General features: G+C 43.5%; 20 protein-coding genes. 11 read left to right on the forward strand and 9 right to left on the reverse strand.

The features are described 5' to 3' along the window. The first annotated feature begins 89 nt into the window (after positions 1–89). The 5 genes from MHI25_RS05760 (at position 90) to MHI25_RS05780 (ending at position 2,904) form a co-directional block, all read left to right on the forward strand. Positions 90–389 carry a hypothetical protein gene (locus tag MHI25_RS05760; protein WP_081386495.1) on the forward strand — a complete coding sequence of 100 codons (300 nt, stop codon included), beginning with the start codon at positions 90–92 and terminating at the stop codon, positions 387–389. A gap of 4 nt (positions 390–393) precedes the next feature. After that, a complete protein-coding gene (locus MHI25_RS05765; RefSeq protein ID WP_076129554.1) occupies positions 394–921 on the forward strand; it encodes a hypothetical protein in 528 nt (175 codons plus the stop codon). A 35-nt stretch (positions 922–956) separates the two neighbouring features. Further along, positions 957–1,496: an RDD family protein gene (locus tag MHI25_RS05770; RefSeq protein ID WP_076129553.1), complete on the forward strand. Its 540-nt coding sequence runs from the start codon at positions 957–959 to the stop codon at positions 1,494–1,496. A gap of 117 nt (positions 1,497–1,613) precedes the next feature. Then, positions 1,614–2,048, forward strand: coding sequence for a MarR family transcriptional regulator (locus tag MHI25_RS05775; protein WP_076129552.1), 435 nt, complete (start codon positions 1,614–1,616; stop codon positions 2,046–2,048). 46 nt (positions 2,049–2,094) lie between these two features. After that, positions 2,095–2,904 (forward strand): SDR family oxidoreductase, encoded by an 810-nt coding sequence (locus MHI25_RS05780; protein ID WP_076129551.1) that lies wholly within the window; start codon positions 2,095–2,097, stop codon positions 2,902–2,904. A gap of 77 nt (positions 2,905–2,981) precedes the next feature. On the opposite strand, the gene MHI25_RS05785 is transcribed toward MHI25_RS05780, so the two are convergent. From MHI25_RS05785 to MHI25_RS05795, 3 genes are read right to left on the reverse strand one after another with little or no spacing between them, the layout of a single operon-like run. Beyond that, positions 2,982–5,273 (reverse strand): carboxypeptidase-like regulatory domain-containing protein, encoded by a 2,292-nt coding sequence (locus tag MHI25_RS05785; protein WP_340395103.1) that lies wholly within the window; start codon positions 5,271–5,273, stop codon positions 2,982–2,984. Continuing rightward, complete coding sequence (locus tag MHI25_RS05790; protein ID WP_076307400.1) at positions 5,263–5,601, reverse strand: hypothetical protein; 339 nt, start codon at positions 5,599–5,601, stop codon at positions 5,263–5,265. Before MHI25_RS05790 ends, MHI25_RS05785 begins: the two co-directional genes overlap by 11 nt. Further along, positions 5,598–6,224, reverse strand: a complete 627-nt coding sequence (locus MHI25_RS05795; protein WP_340395104.1) for a sigma-70 family RNA polymerase sigma factor — start codon at positions 6,222–6,224, stop codon at positions 5,598–5,600. Before MHI25_RS05795 ends, MHI25_RS05790 begins: the two co-directional genes overlap by 4 nt. A 447-nt stretch (positions 6,225–6,671) precedes the next feature. On the opposite strand from MHI25_RS05795, the gene MHI25_RS05800 reads away from it, so the two are divergent. The 4 genes from MHI25_RS05800 to MHI25_RS05815 all read left to right on the forward strand — a co-directional run bounded on the left by MHI25_RS05800 (position 6,672) and on the right by MHI25_RS05815 (position 11,164). After that, positions 6,672–7,376 carry a DUF4309 domain-containing protein gene (locus MHI25_RS05800; RefSeq protein ID WP_340395105.1) on the forward strand — a complete coding sequence of 235 codons (705 nt, stop codon included), beginning with the start codon at positions 6,672–6,674 and terminating at the stop codon, positions 7,374–7,376. A gap of 148 nt (positions 7,377–7,524) precedes the next feature. Continuing rightward, the gene (locus MHI25_RS05805; RefSeq protein ID WP_340395106.1) at positions 7,525–8,676 is read left to right on the forward strand and encodes a winged helix-turn-helix domain-containing protein; all 1,152 of its coding nucleotides are present in this window, start codon (positions 7,525–7,527) and stop codon (positions 8,674–8,676) included. An 85-nt stretch (positions 8,677–8,761) separates the two neighbouring features. Next, the gene (locus MHI25_RS05810; protein ID WP_076280186.1) at positions 8,762–10,063 is read left to right on the forward strand and encodes an MFS transporter; all 1,302 of its coding nucleotides are present in this window, start codon (positions 8,762–8,764) and stop codon (positions 10,061–10,063) included. A 534-nt stretch (positions 10,064–10,597) separates the two neighbouring features. Further along, positions 10,598–11,164 (forward strand): histidine phosphatase family protein, encoded by a 567-nt coding sequence (locus MHI25_RS05815; protein WP_076221148.1) that lies wholly within the window; start codon positions 10,598–10,600, stop codon positions 11,162–11,164. An 819-nt stretch (positions 11,165–11,983) separates the two neighbouring features. Here MHI25_RS05815 and MHI25_RS05820 read toward each other — a convergent pair. The 5 genes from MHI25_RS05820 to MHI25_RS05840 all read right to left on the reverse strand — a co-directional run bounded on the left by MHI25_RS05820 (position 11,984) and on the right by MHI25_RS05840 (position 15,562). Beyond that, positions 11,984–12,766: a TatD family hydrolase gene (locus tag MHI25_RS05820; RefSeq protein ID WP_076280187.1), complete on the reverse strand. Its 783-nt coding sequence runs from the start codon at positions 12,764–12,766 to the stop codon at positions 11,984–11,986. Continuing rightward, positions 12,763–13,896 (reverse strand): copper amine oxidase N-terminal domain-containing protein, encoded by a 1,134-nt coding sequence (locus MHI25_RS05825; protein WP_076280188.1) that lies wholly within the window; start codon positions 13,894–13,896, stop codon positions 12,763–12,765. The genes MHI25_RS05820 and MHI25_RS05825 overlap by 4 nt, the downstream gene beginning before the upstream one ends. 103 nt (positions 13,897–13,999) lie before the next feature. Next, a complete protein-coding gene (locus tag MHI25_RS05830; protein WP_076219267.1) occupies positions 14,000–14,311 on the reverse strand; it encodes a hypothetical protein in 312 nt (103 codons plus the stop codon). A 12-nt stretch (positions 14,312–14,323) separates the two neighbouring features. Continuing rightward, entirely contained in the window at positions 14,324–14,971 is a 648-nt protein-coding gene (locus MHI25_RS05835) for a hypothetical protein (protein ID WP_076280189.1), read from the reverse strand. A gap of 171 nt (positions 14,972–15,142) precedes the next feature. Next, positions 15,143–15,562, reverse strand: coding sequence for a MarR family transcriptional regulator (locus tag MHI25_RS05840; RefSeq protein WP_076219269.1), 420 nt, complete (start codon positions 15,560–15,562; stop codon positions 15,143–15,145). A gap of 218 nt (positions 15,563–15,780) precedes the next feature. Here MHI25_RS05840 and MHI25_RS05845 point away from each other — a divergent pair, with 218 nt between their 5' ends. Both MHI25_RS05845 and MHI25_RS05850 read left to right on the forward strand, forming a co-directional pair. Beyond that, on the forward strand, positions 15,781–16,347 hold the full coding sequence (locus MHI25_RS05845; protein WP_076129539.1) for a sigma-70 family RNA polymerase sigma factor: 567 nt from the start codon (positions 15,781–15,783) through the stop codon (positions 16,345–16,347). Then, the gene (locus tag MHI25_RS05850) at positions 16,344–17,306 is read left to right on the forward strand and encodes a DUF4367 domain-containing protein (protein ID WP_340395107.1); all 963 of its coding nucleotides are present in this window, start codon (positions 16,344–16,346) and stop codon (positions 17,304–17,306) included. Before MHI25_RS05845 ends, MHI25_RS05850 begins: the two co-directional genes overlap by 4 nt. Before the next feature lie 210 nt (positions 17,307–17,516). Here the strand turns inward: MHI25_RS05850 and MHI25_RS05855 are convergent, their stop codons facing one another. Continuing rightward, complete coding sequence (locus tag MHI25_RS05855) at positions 17,517–17,738, reverse strand: hypothetical protein (RefSeq protein ID WP_340395108.1); 222 nt, start codon at positions 17,736–17,738, stop codon at positions 17,517–17,519. Positions 17,739–17,755: the final 17 nt, after the last annotated feature.

Consider the following 17,755-nt stretch of genomic DNA (forward strand, 5'->3'; position numbering starts at 1 on the left):
AGGTAGGAGTCGTAAGGTGTAAGGTGTATAATTTGGAGGAATGTGGATTTTTTTAGCGATAAAGAAACCTTGAGAGGATGGTTGCAGAATTGCTGAAATTGGGCTCTTTTATATTGGAATTACTTCGCTTGTGTATATTGCTTGTGCTGACTTTGTTAGTTTTGGGTTGGGCAGAAAGATTGATCTATCAATTGATATTTGGTCAGCCCGTGTATAACTGGAGTATGGGACTCGGGAATTTATTTGTATTTTTTATGCTGTACCGGAATCATTTTCAGTTTAAGGGCTGGTATAAATCAGAGAAAAATAAAAAGCTAACGCTCCTCACCACAAGAATAATCACCGTAATTTCTATAGGACTAATAATCCTGCCGATAGGGCTAGGCTGAGCTTATGAAGATTAGAATCATTGGAGCTTGCGGCAGCGGCAAATCCTATATCGCCCGGGAGTTATCTAGAAAATACGGTGTAGAGTATTACGAGACTGACAACTTGGTATGGGACAGAAGTGCCGAGAATTTGCGCTTTTCAGTTGAAGCAAGGGATGCTCAGTTGGAGGAAATCCTTGATAAACCCTCATGGATTCTGGAAGGCGCACATTACAAATGGGGACAAGAGAGTTTTAAAGCTGCTGACTTAATCGTTATTTTGAATCCTAATAAAGTGATCAGGGATTTGAGAGTGTTTACAAGGTTTATAAAAACAAGACTGGGTTTAGAGCAAGCAAATTACAAGCAGTCATTTAAGAATCTCTATGTGATGATTTTTGAATGGAACCGTGGATATGATCATGAGGCCGCACATAGGATTATAGAGTTAACGGATACTCTGTCTGATAAACGGGTAATTGTGAAAAATAACAAAGAGCTGGAGTCCATTATCCAAGAGCATCTGAGGAAGGGATTGTTAAATAGGGATTGAGCGACAAAGTAAATGATAGAGAGAGGAGTGCTTGCATGGATGACATTCTACCCGAGCATTTGGATCAGGAGAATTTTATAGGCTTTTGGAAAAGAGTGCTGGCTTCCATTCTTGATTTCTTGGTCATTGGAATACCTGGGGTTATCGTATACTGGATACTCAATTCATTAGCTGTTTCATTACACTCGGAGATACCTATTATCCTGGAGTACATTTTGTTTATCGCATTTGATATCTTTATGATCGTTAGATTTGGCGGAACTCCAGGGAAGCTGATTTTAAAAATAAAAATTGTCAATGAGCAAGGGAATTACCCTACAGTGAAGGAAGCTCTGATTCGAAATGTTTTCCGAATGATTAGTATGATTCTTTCAATGGTAATTGCGGTCAGCAGCTATGACTTTACCGTTATTTCCGCCAAATTATCCTTATGGTCGGATTTGGCTTTTGACCTCACTCAAGTCCTGGGTCCAATCATGCTGGTGGATTACTTGTTGGTTGGATTACATCGCCGTAAACGTGCGATTCACGATTTGCTGGCTGGCACTTATGTTGTTGAGAAATCCGCAATTTGAAGAATGCTTTTCACCAAGCATTCTTTTTTTTAATATTAGATATTTTACTATTAAATATTTTAGTGTTAAAATACTTCTATAAGCAGCCGATCATCATGAATGCCAAAGGAGAACCTCTTGGAAAATCCAGATATTTTTAAGCTAATACATGCAGTTGAATTATTTACGAATGAAGTTATTGTCCGATGGATGAACGCATTTGATCACAATATTGGGATATCTCCAGTTCTAGTCTTGGGCGAATTGAATAAAAAAGGCCCCTTGAAGCAGACTATTTTGGCTAAGAGACTAGGATATACGCCGGGAGCAATGACTAACATTGCTAATCGACTAATTAAGCAGGAGATGGCCGAGCGAAAATATAACGAAGATGATCGACGGAATGTACTTCTATCTATCACGGACAAAGGAAAAGACGTTTTGAAGGAAGCACAGCTTAAGGGACAGGAGCTAAGAGCTGAAATGTTCCAAAAGCTCAATGAGGAGGAACTGCAGCAATTCTTGAAAATCTATGAGAAGTTGTTAACGAGCTTTGATAGCTCTGAAACATAAACCAAGTCATCTTAGAAGCACAATAACATTATAAAGGGGTATGAACATGGGAAGAGTTCAAGGTAAAGTTGCATTAGTAACTGGAGGCGCTTCAGGTATTGGCTTATCAGCTGCCACTCTATTAGCTAGAGAAGGAGCAAAGGTTGTTATTGCCGATTTTAATGTGGAAGCAGCCAAAGAAGCAGCATCTAAGATTAAAAATGAAGGCGGAGAAGCTGAAGGTCTTTTCTTAGATGCCTCCCAAGCGGATTCGATCAAGGAAGCTGTTGACTTCACAGTTGCTCAGTATGGCACCATCACAATATTGTTTAATAATGTAGGTCTAACTAATCTGCAAAAAGACCTTGATGTGGTCAATATAGATTTGGAAGAGTGGGATCGCCTGATGAACGTAAATACCAAAAGTGTTCTGTTAGGCAGCCGGTTTGCTATTCCTCATATGATTAAAGCGGGCGGAGGCTCGATCATTAACACAGCTTCGATGTCAGCATTCGCAGGGGATTCATTGCGTACTGCTTATGGCTCCTCTAAGGCAGCTGTTGTGAACCTTACTCGTTACATCGCTACACAATATGGTAAAGACAAAATCCGTTGTAACGGGGTGGCACCAGGGCTGATCCTGACACCTGCGGCAGCAAGAAATATGCCGCCAGCGGTATTGGATATTTTCCAAAAATTCAACGCGCTTCCTTATCACGGTGAAGCTGATGATATCGGCAATACGGTTTTGTTCCTGGCATCGGATGAATCCAAATTCATCACAGGCCAAACGATTGAAGTAGAGGGTGGCCACTATATGTCTAACCCAAGTATCACGGATTTCCAGAATTATATGATGGAAGCTAAATCTAAATAAAAGACTACGCGTAATTAAAAATCCGGTCCATGCTCGAATTTGTCGAGCGGGACCGGATTTTTGTTTATTTTAATGAATTAGCGTACCTCTAAAACCTCCTGCATAAAGGTCTTCAGAGCAGAGGGTTTGGCACTTGCAATCCATTGCTTCAGCACATCCGTCTGACCGTTCACGTACCATTCAAGCTTCTCTTTTAACTCTTGGTCAAAGACTTTAGGTTGATTCTTTTGTTCCGCTAACAGTTGTTTAATCATTCGTGGCCAGCGATACCCACTATGACCAAAGCTGAGTTCAGGATAACGCTCAGCAAGTGTCATTACCGAAGAGAGTGATTCACCAGCGTATAATTCTGCCGCCAAAAAGCTGCCAATAAAACGATGGCTATCATCATACTTTAGGGCGATCGCGAATTGTTTACGAGCTTCTTCCAGCTTCCCTTGTTGCATGAGTGCTGTGGCGTTAATAGAAAGTACATAACCGTTAGTATTGGATCGGTTTAGTTCGTTGTAGTAGGAATAATATTCGTTATACGACTTCCAGTCCGCATGGTCAAAATAGTACTGCGATAATGTGAAGGCGTAATTAGTTGAAGGCTGTAGTTGTATTAGCTTTTCGAGTAAAGGAATCGCCTTATCTTCTAATGTTGTATCCTTTGTGAGGGATGATTTTGCCAGCATCAACTTTACTAGCATGTGCAGGGCATGAACATCCTGTGGGTCATCGGCAATATTTTTTTGGTACATTTCTAGTGCCTGATCCGGTTTCTTATCCAGTAAGAGTTGGTCAGCCGCAGTAAGCTCTCTTTCCTTGAGATAAAAGAACGGCAGATTGCCGACGGTGTCTTCGTTCAATCTGTAGCCATTACTGCGGGTAATCAGGTGTCCATCTGCATCTAAGGCTTCAATATTCCAAGAAAAGCGCACTTCGGGATTCATAAATCCGAGAAGGGAGATGGGATCAATAGATTCCCAGCCATCTCCACTGCTGCCAAAGGAAAAACCGCCGCCATCGTAAAGTTCTTCTACAGGAATGGAGATATGATTATCTACAATACGATCCCGAATTTGTACGCTCATCACGGCACCCTCCCCCCCACCGCTTAAACGATAGTAAGCTGCACCTTCAACAGCTTTCCAGCGGAAATCTATGGTCTTGCCTGTTAGGGTTTCCTGATTAATGGGAGACTGCAACTCAAGCAGAGGCTGTAGAACTATGCTCTCATTCAACCTGTCATCTGGTTTAACTTCAATCCAATCGTCATATTGTACAGGCCAAGTCCAGCCGTCGATCTGATCATAGCCAAGTCCAAGCTGTAACTGATAAAAGCCCGGAATCACACCGTGAAATTCGAAACTTCCTTCAGCATCTGTGACGATTCGATAGGGTTCAGCAGAAGTGATGCTATGGTTAACTTCGCTTTCAGCGCGGAGAAAAATACCAGCCCGCGGAACTGGGGTGCCATCGCTTCTTGTAAGGGTACCGGAGACGACAGCAGTTGAAGTATTTCCCATATCTATAGCAGACTGAATTGCGGTTCGAAGCGATTCCAGCTGTCTTTCAGTATCCGAAGTCCCAGCTTCTGGTGCTGCTGCTGATCCTGTATTGTCTCTGGAGCCTTCGTTCGAACTGCTGGTGGCAGCGTTCATTTGTTTATGAATATCCTGCCAGAATTTTTTGTAGCTCTCCAAGCCATCGTTTACTACGGTAAGTGCTTCCTGCGCTTCGCCTTTTGTAAAGAGTAAACGCCCGGTAAGCCATGCCTTTTGTGCGTTTAGCTCTTCCTGAGACTCGGATGGAAAGGGGGTTTGTTCAAGAATTGTTTCAGCGGTTGTTATATCGCCACTATTTAGGGCTCGCTCCGCTCGAAGGAGCTCCAGCTGTTTAGCTACAGAGGAGCTGCTGTTTAACTGTTTCGCTGCGGTGATTAGCGCTTGATCTCCATCTTCCTTTCGGCCAAGAGCATCATATTCATAAGCTAACTGCTTAGCCGCAAATATACGTGTATTATCCGAAGGCCCCTCAAGGATATATTCCTCAAGTAAAGGTACTATGTCCTCCGGTAATAAACCGGAACGCTGGGTTTCATCATTACTCCACTGGCTCATCGAAGGACTGACATTAACGTCATATCTGTAGGGATCATAGCTGTGATCCTTATCAAGGATGTTTGTGCGGATTAGCTCCATACGTTTACTCCCGGTTGTGGATGCCAGCTTTTGCAGAAGATCAGTTCTAGCTATGTTAGATTGAATAGCTGTGCTCTGATCTATCTGCCTCTGTGAAGGTAAGAAGTTAAACAGAAGAATAAGCAGGGAGGCAGGGAGCAACACGAATAACACCAGATGTTTGATTTTTATCTTAATTCTCATGTTTTTTCACCGCCTGCTCGTAGATATCCTTCCAATACGTATTGCCTCCAGCTTCGATTAGTTCTCGGTTTACACGCTGCGGGGTATTTTGTTGTGGCTGCTGTTTAATCTCTGGCTGATGCAGGGTCAGCGAAACGATTAGAATTATGGCACCGATCGCACCTATAGGTTTGACAGGGATCTCAATTTCTTTATTCCACAGCGCCAATAAACGGGCTCCAAAGGTTGGAGGGTGAGTCTGCTTAATGACCCGGTCGTGTCCAGTGAACTGGAGGTTCTTTAATTCTTCATCCAGCTGCTTTTTGACCGTATCGCGTTCTGTATTCATAAGAAATGTCCCTCCTTCACCAAAATCTTTTTTAAGAGCGTCCGGCCTCTGGCGAGTCTGGATTTGATCGTATTTTCAGATGTATTTAATTGCTCGGAAATTTCCCGGATATTCATTTCATGAAAGTAATATAAAGTCAGACATTCCCGGTATAGATAATCGAGATTTTTCAGGGACTCGGTGAGCCTGACATTATGCCATTCCACCATAAAAAGCTCTTCTGCTCCGGCTGTGAAGTCAGCATCCCCGTTGGTTTGCAGCTCTGACCCTCCCGCCGGGAAAATATTACGCCAGCTCCAAGTCCGTTGCCTCATGCGACAGCGATTGACCACTATCCGTATCAGCCATGCCTTCAGCCGGTCCGGCTCCTGTAACTGACTCATTTTGGTATAAGCTTGAATAAAAGTATCTTGTACCGCTTCTTCGGCACTTTGTCTATCTTTAAGCAGTAAAGAAGCGGTTCGCAGCAGCATATCTCCATATTCGTCCATTAACAGGCGGAGAGCTGACTCATCTTTTGCCACAATTCTCTCTATAATATTCAGATGCAGCTCCCCTCCCTTTACTAATAAGATGCGGCTTGGAGGATTAAGGTTGCGTTTGAATGGAAAATTCTTCAACAAATGTCGCGATTACAGTTCGTGTACTCAGAAGGACGCAGGAACGCCGGATATGGGTTTACTGTTGGAATCTATTGCACAGAATGCAATGGATTGCTTTTTAAGCAGGATGATCTCCTTTCTATTGTACGTTCTGCAATGAAACCTTCGAGGCAGGGAATGACGTCTAAGGTTATATGGTTCATGCGTTTATGAGTTCACGAGTTTATAGTTAGATGGAGTTATGTGGAGATTTTAAAAGAGAAACTTACTTGAGTTAGGTGTCGGAAAAAAGGGTTTTATGTAGAAAAATAGAGTGTGTGAGAATTTATATTTGTAGATATGGGTAAAAGAGGGTTAGCCAGAAGAATTGCCGCTATCCTGCAACTATTTGATTTTCACCTCGTCTGTATGTTCAGTTTCATTTTTTTGCAAGACGACTTTAAGGTAATCTACTAAGGAGATGACATCATGTCAGTACAGATAAAATTAATTGCTTGCTCAATCCTGCTCACAGGAATGATTGGGCTTGCTGGATGCAGTTCGAACAATGAGGCGGGGAATTCAGAATCCCAGGCAACGGCGCCAACAGAAACGGCTGTAACAGCAACCTCTGAGCCGGAAGTGAGCCCAGCAAGCACCCCAGCAGCAACTGCACCAGAAACTGCACCAGAAACTGCACCAGCAGCGACTTCCTCCCCTACGGAGACTGATAAAGATTCAACCAGCTCAAATTCACAAAATAGCGACAAACAGCTTAAAGAGTTACTCGAGCTTGCCAAAAAGGGGAAGGTACCCGGTGTGAAATATGCCGCTCATACCGGACTCATTGATGAGGTCGAAGCGGATTGGGGCAAACCTGATCAACAAGAGTCAGCGGGAAAAGGTATTTATGCAACCTATACTGACAAACATGTCGTGTTTGGATTTAATAAAGGAAGTTTAATCTTCGATGTTCGTTCAAGTGATTCCGCGCTGCAAAAGCTGACGCTGAAGCAAATTGAGGCAACACTCGGTAAGCCTGACGATACCAAAGTGAACGGAGAGGATAAGATTTACACCTATCAAGCCAATGACCAATACCAGCTGAAATTTATTATTCCAAGCTCGACCGGTACAGTAGATCACATATCCGTATTTAGTGAACAGGATTCTTTTAACAATATGGCTGGGTAAGTGGCATGGGTTAGAAGAGGAGAGAGCAATCATGCAGAGGAATCTGTGGGTTGCTCTTTTTGTATGTTCTTTTTTGAGGTGGAGTAGGCCTTGGACGGACTGTTATAATGAAACCAATGAGCGGGTTCGGGGAAAGTGAGGTTCTATCATGCAGCTGGAATTAAATGAAAGTGAATATAAAGTGACCGCAGAAGGGATAACGATAGAATTATTCCCAAAAGAATTTACGCTTTTTCAGTTCTTGTACAAAAATAGAGGGCGTACATTCAGTCGAGAACAACTGTTAGATAAAGTATGGCCGCTTGAATATCCGGTAGAGCGAACGGTAGATGATCATATTTATCGGCTTCGTAAAAAGCTAGGCAAGCTTCAAGACTTAGATATTAAGACTGTTCGGGGATTTGGTTATAGTCTGACTATGCAGGAGCCCTCAGCTGCTATGGCCAATCCGACTACATATGACTTAGAGATGCAAAAGACGATGCGGGAAGTATTCAAGAAATATCACCTATATGGCCAAGGTCGCTCGATGTTAATCCTCGCACGCCAACAGGATGTTTTGGGGTATGCGATGGATCCGTTTTATTCGATCTATATTCATTTTGTACAGGGAGATTTGGATTGGCTGCTGAACACAACCGAGGTGGGGATAGAGGAACGGTTTTATTCCTTATTAATCTGTTATGTTCTATTGGGTGATCCTATGAAAAAACTAGAGTTCTGCGAGTTAGTCCTTGAGAAAAAGATTCTTTTGCCGCCTCAGCATCGAGAAGTGGAGATCCTTAATATTCTGGATTTGTACATACTGGCTGGGCAACCGGAAAAAGCATTGGAACGACTAAAGCTAACATATGAAGTGATTAAAGAGCCGGGGTATGAGAGTTTCATTCCTATTACGGCGACCTCAGAAATGCTTGCACACTTGTGGATGGGAACAGAAGATCACGTAATAGAACGGATGGCAACAGACATTGAAGCGCTTTTGCTGGAGAAACCTTATTTGCGTGAGATCGGCAGTTATAAAGTTGCAAGGGGCTTGTGGTTTCTGCGGCGCCAGTCTTGGCGTGAAGCCGAGCAACTGTTGGATGAGGCACTTCAGGTGCTTGAGATGTCAGGGTTCGTGCCGATGCGGATATATGCATTATACCGAATTGTTCACTATTGTAACCAATTTCCACCCAAGCCAGCTTTGTATCGCAAATATGTGAATTTATTTGAACGAGAGAAGGAAGAGCGGGGGTTCCATCGGTTAGAACAATCCTTGGATACCGTGCTTACGAACCTTGTGACCGCCCCCTGACCGCCCCCTGATAATTCTCTGACAATTCTCCATTACATTAAGGTCATGCTAATAAGTTCTTAATTGTAATTTGGAGGAATGTTTAATGAATGCTTCAACACAAGCAGGCACGAGCCTGCTTAAGAACAAGGTGTATATGCGTGTGTACAGCGCATTTGCGACAGCGACCTTTGGGGATTGGTTCGATGCCTTGGCGATTCAGGTACTCGTAGGGTACCGCTGGCAGGCCAGCCCGCTAATGCTGGCTTTGATTCCGGTCTCCATAGCTTTGCCGGGGATTTTGCTGGGCTCGTTCGCAGGGGTAGTGGCTGACCGACTGAACAAGCTGAAGCTGATGCGAATGTGTGATCTGCTTACGGCATTGTTAACCGTATTCGTATTATTTGCTCCCAGTATGGTGTGGTTGCTCCCGTTATTGATGTTGCGTGCTGCCATTTCTACGTTAAACGTGCCTGCTCAGCAGTCGATGACCCGTAGTATGGTTAGAGAAGACCAGCTGCTCCAAGCTACCTCGCTTAATGGGCTTGTAAATCAAGGCTCGAAAATCGCAGGACCTTTACTGGGCGGCTTCGCGTTGTCTGTTCTTACGCCTCAGTGGTGTATATTGATCAATGCTTGTCTCAGAGGCTGCTCTTATTTGCTCTTACTTACCGTTAAAAACAGTGAGGCAGGACAAGTCAGCTCAGAAGGTAAAGGTGATCAAGAGGAGCGTGTTGCTCTACGCACGATGTGGAAGGAAGGCTGGAGCTTTATGCTGCGCAGCAGACTGCTTCTAAACAGCATGCTGTTTGGTTTAGTTGGTGCGTTGGCCATTCAGATGATCGATTTCCAGTTCACTAGTCTATTCAGAATTATTGCACCTTCTGAGGAATCTATGCTGGGCTGGCTTGTTGCGGCAACAGGCGTGGGGGCTGTATTCATGATCATGGTCCTGAACAAATTGAACAGGGGAACAGGCTACGGCTGGAAGCTGGGTACGGGTTACGCGCTTATTGGTATATCGGTCGGAGGGCTGGGCCTGCTTCAGCCGGGAGTCTCCATCCTTACTGTATTGCTGCTAGGATTTTTATTGGGTCTCGGGAATGGAATGTTTATGATCACCTTCAATTATTGTCTGCAAAAAGAAACACCCCCGCACATGACAGGGCGTGTGTTCGGTATTCAGAGTACCATTCTTAGCGGTGTTATGATCGGCGCGCCACTCCTTGGCGGAGTGATGGTGCAGGTTGCTGGGCCTAGCCGTATCTTTTTGAATTTTGGCATCGTAATCGCTCTGATTGGTGTGCTGGGCATCGTCTTCGGGCGCGTGCTGTGGCCTACGCAGAAAGAGAAGAGCGATAGCTCTGCGGAGAAGGCTAGGACGGTTGAGGTGATGGAGGGGGGCTAGGAGGTAGCACGCTAGTCTAGCTAGCGTGACTTCCTAGCCGATCGCTTGCGGGACTAGAAAGTTTGAGTGGGAGAGACAATCTTGCATGACTTTCTAGCATTTAGTTGCAGAATGTGCAGTTAAATTCCCTTTCAGCGATCGAACTGGGATTTAGTTGTACTTTGTGCAGTTATTATTTGATTTTCTCCCTTTTAGTCTAGGAAAGATGATTTTTAGTTGCACGGAGTACACTTATTTGCTCAGGAGGCCTCTTTTACCGCTTAATAGTTGTATATAGTGCAATTAATAGTCTCCTTAGTCATAGTCTCCTTAATATGTGACTTCTCAATAAGTGACTTCTCAATAAGTATCTCCTTAATAAGTGACCTCTCAATAAGTTATTACTTTGTGATCTAAAGCAACTGCTGCACGAAACGTTATAAGTTACAATATTACCTAGCCCGATAGGACAGTTTCTCGTCCGTAAGGGCTTTTTTAGTGTGTAGAGGAGATTGGTTAGAACATTAGAATTTGTAGAGGTAAAGGAGGGAAAGGATGGCTACTTTTATTTATATGGTGAGGCACGGTGAGTCGCCCAAACTGCCCGGAGGAACTGAAAGGACTCGCGGACTAACCGCGAAGGGGGAGGCAGATGCCCGCAAGATAACGGAAAAATTACGTCTGGAAGGAATTCAAGTCTTCTATTCAAGTCCATACCTTCGGGCTATACATACGATTTCTGGATTGGCGCAGGAGTTAGGAGCAGAGATTCAAAGTGTTGAAGACCTGCGGGAGATCCATTTCTCGGACGGAAGTACGATTATGACTGATCAGGAACTGTATCCATTACTGGCAAAAATGTTTGAAGATCCGGATTTTGTCCCAGTTGGTGGGGAATCCATTCATGCGTGTCAGAAGCGTTCAGTTAGTGTACTGGCAGAAATTCTGAGTAATCACAGCGGTCAAAAGGTTGCTATTGGAACTCACGGGGCAGTCATGACGCTTATGATGAACTATTTTGATGCCAAATATGATCTGAATTTTTTACTTCAAACCACAAAGCCAGATATTTATAAAATGGAGTTCGCAGGCGGAACGTTAGTGGGTGTGGAGCGGTTATGATTATTGGGGGCTGCCAACAAGCGGCCCGAGCATCATCAACCTGAGACTTACGGACCCAGATGACATTATTCACAGATTATTAGCCTTTGGAGCATGGTTTCGGACTCCAGCGTCGTTATACCTTAAAAAGAACACCTTATTGGGTATTTTTTATACCAATAGCGACTCTGGGGTCCGTTCTCATCCCAAAAGTGGGGAATTGCTGCATATAAGGTCAGCGGTGTCCGATAGCGGCTTCACACGCGTAAATATGCACGTGTAATTGCGTACAGATAAATAGATACACGTAAATAAGCGCGTAAACTACGTGCACGTAAATACTACAGATAAATAAGTACGCGTAAACTACGTACACGTAACTATGTACAGGTAAATAAGCACGCATAAATGCGTACAGGTATAAGTACGTGTAAATACGTTTGTGTAAATGCGTACAGGTATAAGTACGTGTAAATACGTTCGTGAAAATACGTGCAGGTATAAGTACGTGTAAATACGTTTGTGTAAATGCGTACAGGTATAAGTACGTGTAAATACGCTTGTGTAAATACGTGCATGTATAAGTACACGTAAACTACGTACACGTAAATGCATACGCAAAAATATGTACGCGAAAATATTACCGAATCAAACGAAAATTGGTAAGGGGATCTGGATTAAGTAAGGTCGGCTTGTGACCAGTACTTCCACTATGAAAAATACGGATTCACAAGCTAAGTTGTGTTTATTCATAATGTTGGTCTGGCGTTAGGCTAGGCTAGCTAAGGCCCTGACTTTCCTCTACTCCTAGAATAGACCTATCAACAAGCTATAGAGCATCTACAAGCTATAAAATCGCTTAGTATTCGCAGTCAATAACTCTTCCGCTTCACCGGGAGTGTAACCATGGAGCGCTCCCCAAGCAGCGGCGACTTCACGAATCATAGACGGATGGGTGACTTTCCCTGCAAAAGGTCCTTCGAACGGCCAAGGACCATCGGTTTCAGCCATGACTAGCTCTGGGGGATAACGGCGGGCAAGCGCCTGTATCTCCGGCTCATACAGGATATCCGGGGTGAAGGAGATATAGTAGCCGTTCTTCATCATGCGGGCAATGGCTTCTTCCGGACCTTTGAACCAGTGGAAGTGGGCATGCTGTATGTTATGTTTCTCCAGGAGATCACAAGCAATAAGCGCATCTTCATAGACAGCATGCAGCACCACAGGTTTATTGAGACGGGAAGCTAACCCAAGCAACTGATCCAGCAGCTCAATATAGGGCTCCATATCAAAGGTTTCGCCACGTTCTAAGGCTTCAGCACGCGAATAGTAAGGTAGCCCGATTTCCCCCACAGCAATATAATCCTCACTAGATTGACTCTCGATCCATTTCATTAGAGCAGCCAGCTCAGCATCCTGCGGCAAGGGTTGCTCTGGATGAAAGCCATAAGCTGGACGGACCACGCCGGGATTTATGGCTGCAAGTCTTTGGGTGCGTATACAAGAGTCCAAGTTCATAGAGACAGCGATAAGGGCTTTAACTCCCATTTCAGGCAGTTCACTCAGTATCTGTTCGGCAACTTCAGGTTCATATTGCTCTAAATGTATATGGGCATCAATCATAACTGTTCGCCCTCCACGTAAGAAGCTAATTCCTCATGAACCTCAAAGCGAATAGAGTCGGGTTCCATTCCATCTTTTCCCGGTTTGTAGGCAAAAGTTAGTGTGCCAATACTCTCCAGAAATCCAATATAAACATTTGTTTCCGCCTTCAGCTTGCCCTCTTCCACTATGTAGTGAGTAACAGCACCAATGCCGGCTTGTTCGCCTAGATTGCCATCCTCAGCACGATCTGGATATCGCAAAGTCACCATGGATGGAGTTGAGCCTTTAACTTGAATTTGAATCAGGGCGTCTCCTTTTTCATTAGAAATTTTTGACGTAACCAATGCGGAGGCAGCTTTATCTGCAGAAGGGACAGTGACTTCTTCCCACTGGTTAGGCTTAATCACGTGAAGCTCTTGCATGGACATGCCCGTACCTGTTCCGAGCCACAGAATGACAACGATTTCTTCCTGCCCATCCTGATCGACGTCGGCATAATGAATCTCAGGAGGGTAACTTAGGAGTCTGGGTGCTTCCCAATCAAATGTATGCTTGTTACCGTTCACCTCTACAACAAATCCTTCGTAGGTACCGCCATCTTTAAGGGCAGCATACAGCTTCACTTGGTCATTTTCTGTAGCAATAGCAAGAGGTTCGCTGGGTGTTCTGACGGTAGTACTAACATCCCCTGATGTTATTAATACTTCAGTTCCAGCTGCATTCAGCTGCGCAGTGGCACCAGACAGAGAGTTTAAGGAATCGGCTGGAATATATAAAATACCGTTTCGTAGAATAGCTGGTCCTTCAAGCGAGGTTTGATATCCGTCAGCTTGCATATACTCATTGTCCGGCGTCAGAACATAACTGCTGCTTCCGTCAGAGATGGTTAAGGTCTTTAAGTTATTATCCCATTTTTGTTCTGAGGTGTAGTATTCCATTAATACTTTTGCAGGTACATAGACCTTATCATCTAGGAAAAAAGGGGAGAGAGTAGGAAGAACGGCTTCGCCGTCGACGATTAGTTTCAGTGGTGCTGAAGTAGCTTGTGTTTGGTTAATAGCCATTGTTGTATCCATATCTATGGTTGCCGATGCTCCGCATCCGGCCAAAAAGAGCGTGATAGCTCCGATAGCGATGATTTTATTCATAATTACCTCCAGGATAAAGTCCAGTCCCCTTAAGTATAGAATAAAACAGCGCGTTGTAGGTCACTTTCTATTAACAAAGAGAATACAAGCTTGTTACAGTTCGCTAGTTTTTAATAAAATGCAGGCATCCACGCAATAAACGACGAGTGTAATAGAAAGAAATGAACAAAAGTAAGGAGAGGCAGAGACCGATTGGAAGGCTGAGAATGTTCGGTAAATCATAATCTGGAAAGGCATTTAGTCCTATTCCTTGGATGCCAACAATACCTAGTACACCACCGATAGGTGCAATGATTGCACAGACAACACTCCCCGCGGCCCAGACACTAAGGATCGGTACACAGAATAAGATGGTGGCTCCTTTGGCGATGTTTTTGAGCACAGTGGCTCCTGACAAATGAGTGCTTTTTTCCATGTAAACTCTCCTTTATGGGTTTAAAAATACAGTTCGGTCAACTTGCGACTTAAGATCCACCGTAAGACTTTTGCTATAGCGGATTTCCCCAATGGTACAACCCGGTCCGATGATGATTTCTTCACCGCACACAAGGTCAGCTGTCGTCCGGTATAACGTTATGTTAGTTCCTTCAATTGTTGTGCAGGTAAGTTTTCGAAAAGGGTGCATCAGCGCATTAATCAACTTGGAAGAGGGTTTAACGATAATGTTACCGTCAGCTCTCATAACCTCGACAGTGCTTCTATTGCCTAAACGGATCTCAATCGATGAATCTGCAGTTAGTCTGTTTATCTTCACAGCACCTTCAGCATAAAAAGTCCCCGCTGCAGCATTTTCTGCTACGGACATGTATCCAGAAGAGCGGAGATTATCTGCTTGGATATTTTGAACGCGCAGACTCCCTAGATTGTTTACCTGATTGGCCTTACAATTGCCCCCAATTGTACAGTCACCAGATACTTTGAGTTTAGAAGTCGAGACGCTCCCTTTGGTACTTAAGTGGCCAAACACATCAACCGTGACCGCATTAATATTCTCTCGAACAAACTGCGAACCTCTTACCTTCAAGGGTGGATCGATCATGTCAGTACGTTCATAAGTATTGTTATTATTGGACATTTACAGTACCGTCCTTTGAAATATATTTTAATGATTAAAATATATATTTATTATAATATATAGTCAATATAATAATTTGGGAGTTAAAGCTAAATAAACACTGCCGTCAGTTTCCTGACAGACAGTGTTTATAGAAAATAGTATAGCTGATAAGGAGCAAAATGAAGGCTGTTAGTGCATCATTTGTTCCATCAATTTATTTATTTGTTCTAAAGTTCCGGAGATTTTATTCAGATCAGGGGTAGGAAATGCTTCAAATATTGTATGGATACGCTGATCACCTTGTTCTGTAAGGACAATATTGACAACTCTGCGGTCTTCTTTAGTCCGCACCCGTTCAATAAGTCCAGCTTCCTCAAGCTTATCGCACATAGAAGAAGCGGCTCCGGGTGTAACCACGAAGCGTTCAGAGATGTCAGTAATGTTCAAGCTTCCGGTAAGCCGGAGTTGAAACAGCAGCATGATCTGATTGTGAGTCAGGGTTTCCTTTTTAGTGATCATATCAATGAAAAACTGGGATTTCTGCTGCACATTTGCCATAGATTCCATGACCTTATGGATAGCATTTTGTTTCTCTTCCTTTATGCTCATAACATTGCCTCGCTCCAATTTACTTTAATTACTAAAATATATAGAAGCTATAATAAGCTTGTCAAGTTGCCGGGTTACTGTAGCTTGGTTAGAAAGACTGAAATTAGCGCTGGAACTCTTCTTTTTTTATATCTTGTAATGAAATTGGAAATGTATCGTATTAACTGATGAATTTACTTAGCTAAGTGAAAATGTGGTGGGAAAGGAGAGTTCGATTGATGCATGAGCGCGCATTGCTTCATCCTTTTGTAAAAGAGAATATACAGGAAAATGCTGACATAGATGTTTTGTTCACAACGATTTTTGAAACCTACTATAAAAGAATATTTAACTACATCGCTTACCGGGTTAGTTCTCTCCATACGGCTGAGGATCTGACAAGCCTCGTTTTTGAGAAAACGTTGGCGAAACTATCGACCTATTCTCAGGAAAAAGCTCCTTTAGAGGTATGGTTATTCGCCATTGCCAGAAACGTGGTCAATGATCATTACCGGAGTTTTAAAAGGAAAATTTTCTTTTCGCTGGATGCCGTCAAGGAACTGGTTTCTAGCAGGAAAGATCCGGAAAACTTGATCCTCCAGGGAGAACGTAGTGGAAGGCTTAACGAAGCCTTGAATACATTGAGCTCAAAGGAGCGGAATATTGTGGCTCTAAAATTTGGTGCTAATCTGAGAAATAGAGAGATTGCCCAGGTTACGGGAATATCGGAGAGCAATATCGGTGTGATACTCTACCGGACTATGAAAAAGCTGAAGACTGAAATAGGGAGCGTGGAGCAGCTATGAACAGTAAAGACATACAGCAGAAGTTCTCAGCAGATTTAGATGAAAGTATATATGGAGCGGCAAATGATTTAAAGGGTGCTGGGGAGTACAAGGAGCTGCTGGAGCTAGGCAGGGTTCTGGCCCATAAAGATTTCAGCGAGGGCTCTGACAAAACAGCCATTCTGAATAAGGCACGGAGAAAGTATGCCGGCCAAAAGGAGGAGAAAGGATTGCATACAAAACATAGATTAAGACGTCCTGCTGTTATGCTGGCAACTTTGCTAGTGGTTAGCGTATTAAGTGTAACTTTTGTGCAGCCGTCATTTGCGCAGGAGCTGTTAATGAAAGTATTGCAAACGATAAACTTAGGCCATATTGTAGCCCATGAAGTAGAATTTTCTGCGGATTCCAACGTGATTCCGGATGACTTTAAGGGGAAGATTTTTGATAGTAAAGGAAATGCGCTTGTGACCCTCGATGCTGCTCAAAAGGCAGGTGATATCTACAATGCTGACGGGGAAAAAATCGTCGGAGTTGAAGACGGCAGACTGGTTAAGCAATCTGAGAGGGATCAAGAGAAAGCGGAATTGCTGATCGAGAGGGATTCTAGCAAGCTAAACGAATATACGATTTTTGATGTGGGCTTACCGGCGTATTTACCAGAGGGTTATACCTTTGATCGTGCAGAGTTTTATAAGGATAGCAATGGTGATGTGATCCATAGCAAATATATTAATTTATATTTTGTTAATGAAGCTACCGATGAGATCATCTCGATGGAGCAGCGGCACGCGGATTCCGAAACGGCTTATGAGATGTCGACGGATGGCACCATCGAAAAAATGAAGATTAACGGAGTTGATGCTGTATTGGTTAATGGAAAAGGGTTGGACTGGGAAGCCAATGGAGTGTTATACGGTGTAACATCTGCTAGCTTGGACAAGAATGATTTGATCAAAGTTGCTGAGTCTATCCGCTGACTGATTTTTTAGAAAGATAGGCGGTTACTATTCGAGTATATACGGGTAAGGGGATGATCCATATGGATCTCCCCTTTTTCGTTTTATTGAGGGCACATGCAAACAACGATTGGGAGAATATAGCTGTACTTCGTACAACTATATTTCTGCGAAACAACGCTTCGATGGATATAATTGTATTTCGTACACTTATTTTCACGATTTACACCACTATAGGAGATTTCTCTGCTTTTTAGTTGTATAGAATACACTTAAAATCAGAGTAAACCCTTTTGCATACGGAATAAGTGTACAGAATGCAGTTATCCCATAGATTTCGGCAGGGTCCGGCCAAAGCGGGTGTGAAAAGTTGAAGACCAGCTTCCACCTGCGCATAATCTGCTCAAGCAAAGCTGAAGACCAGCTTCCACCGCCCATAATCTGCTCAAGCAAAGCTGAAGATCAGCCTC

The sequence above is a fragment of the Paenibacillus sp. FSL E2-0177 genome (assembly GCF_037992975.1).
GTDB lineage: Bacteria > Bacillota > Bacilli > Paenibacillales > Paenibacillaceae > Paenibacillus_AQ > Paenibacillus_AQ odorifer.

What these genes read in the sequence shown, in the direction of transcription:
- MHI25_RS05765 (WP_076129554.1), top strand. Translation starts at nt 394, where the DNA reads ATGAAGATTAGAATCATTGGAGCTTGCGGCAGCGGCAAATCCTATATC.
- MHI25_RS05770 (WP_076129553.1), top strand. Translation starts at nt 957, where the DNA reads ATGGATGACATTCTACCCGAGCATTTGGATCAGGAGAATTTTATAGGC.
- MHI25_RS05780 (WP_076129551.1), top strand. Translation starts at nt 2,095, where the DNA reads ATGGGAAGAGTTCAAGGTAAAGTTGCATTAGTAACTGGAGGCGCTTCA.
- MHI25_RS05785 (WP_340395103.1), bottom strand. Translation starts at nt 5,273, where the DNA reads ATGAGAATTAAGATAAAAATCAAACATCTGGTGTTATTCGTGTTGCTC.
- MHI25_RS05790 (WP_076307400.1), bottom strand. Translation starts at nt 5,601, where the DNA reads ATGAATACAGAACGCGATACGGTCAAAAAGCAGCTGGATGAAGAATTA.
- MHI25_RS05800 (WP_340395105.1), top strand. Translation starts at nt 6,672, where the DNA reads ATGTCAGTACAGATAAAATTAATTGCTTGCTCAATCCTGCTCACAGGA.
- MHI25_RS05805 (WP_340395106.1), top strand. Translation starts at nt 7,525, where the DNA reads ATGCAGCTGGAATTAAATGAAAGTGAATATAAAGTGACCGCAGAAGGG.
- MHI25_RS05810 (WP_076280186.1), top strand. Translation starts at nt 8,762, where the DNA reads ATGAATGCTTCAACACAAGCAGGCACGAGCCTGCTTAAGAACAAGGTG.
- MHI25_RS05815 (WP_076221148.1), top strand. Translation starts at nt 10,598, where the DNA reads ATGGCTACTTTTATTTATATGGTGAGGCACGGTGAGTCGCCCAAACTG.
- MHI25_RS05820 (WP_076280187.1), bottom strand. Translation starts at nt 12,766, where the DNA reads ATGATTGATGCCCATATACATTTAGAGCAATATGAACCTGAAGTTGCC.
- MHI25_RS05825 (WP_076280188.1), bottom strand. Translation starts at nt 13,896, where the DNA reads ATGAATAAAATCATCGCTATCGGAGCTATCACGCTCTTTTTGGCCGGA.
- MHI25_RS05830 (WP_076219267.1), bottom strand. Translation starts at nt 14,311, where the DNA reads ATGGAAAAAAGCACTCATTTGTCAGGAGCCACTGTGCTCAAAAACATC.
- MHI25_RS05835 (WP_076280189.1), bottom strand. Translation starts at nt 14,971, where the DNA reads ATGTCCAATAATAACAATACTTATGAACGTACTGACATGATCGATCCA.
- MHI25_RS05840 (WP_076219269.1), bottom strand. Translation starts at nt 15,562, where the DNA reads ATGAGCATAAAGGAAGAGAAACAAAATGCTATCCATAAGGTCATGGAA.
- MHI25_RS05845 (WP_076129539.1), top strand. Translation starts at nt 15,781, where the DNA reads ATGCATGAGCGCGCATTGCTTCATCCTTTTGTAAAAGAGAATATACAG.
- MHI25_RS05850 (WP_340395107.1), top strand. Translation starts at nt 16,344, where the DNA reads ATGAACAGTAAAGACATACAGCAGAAGTTCTCAGCAGATTTAGATGAA.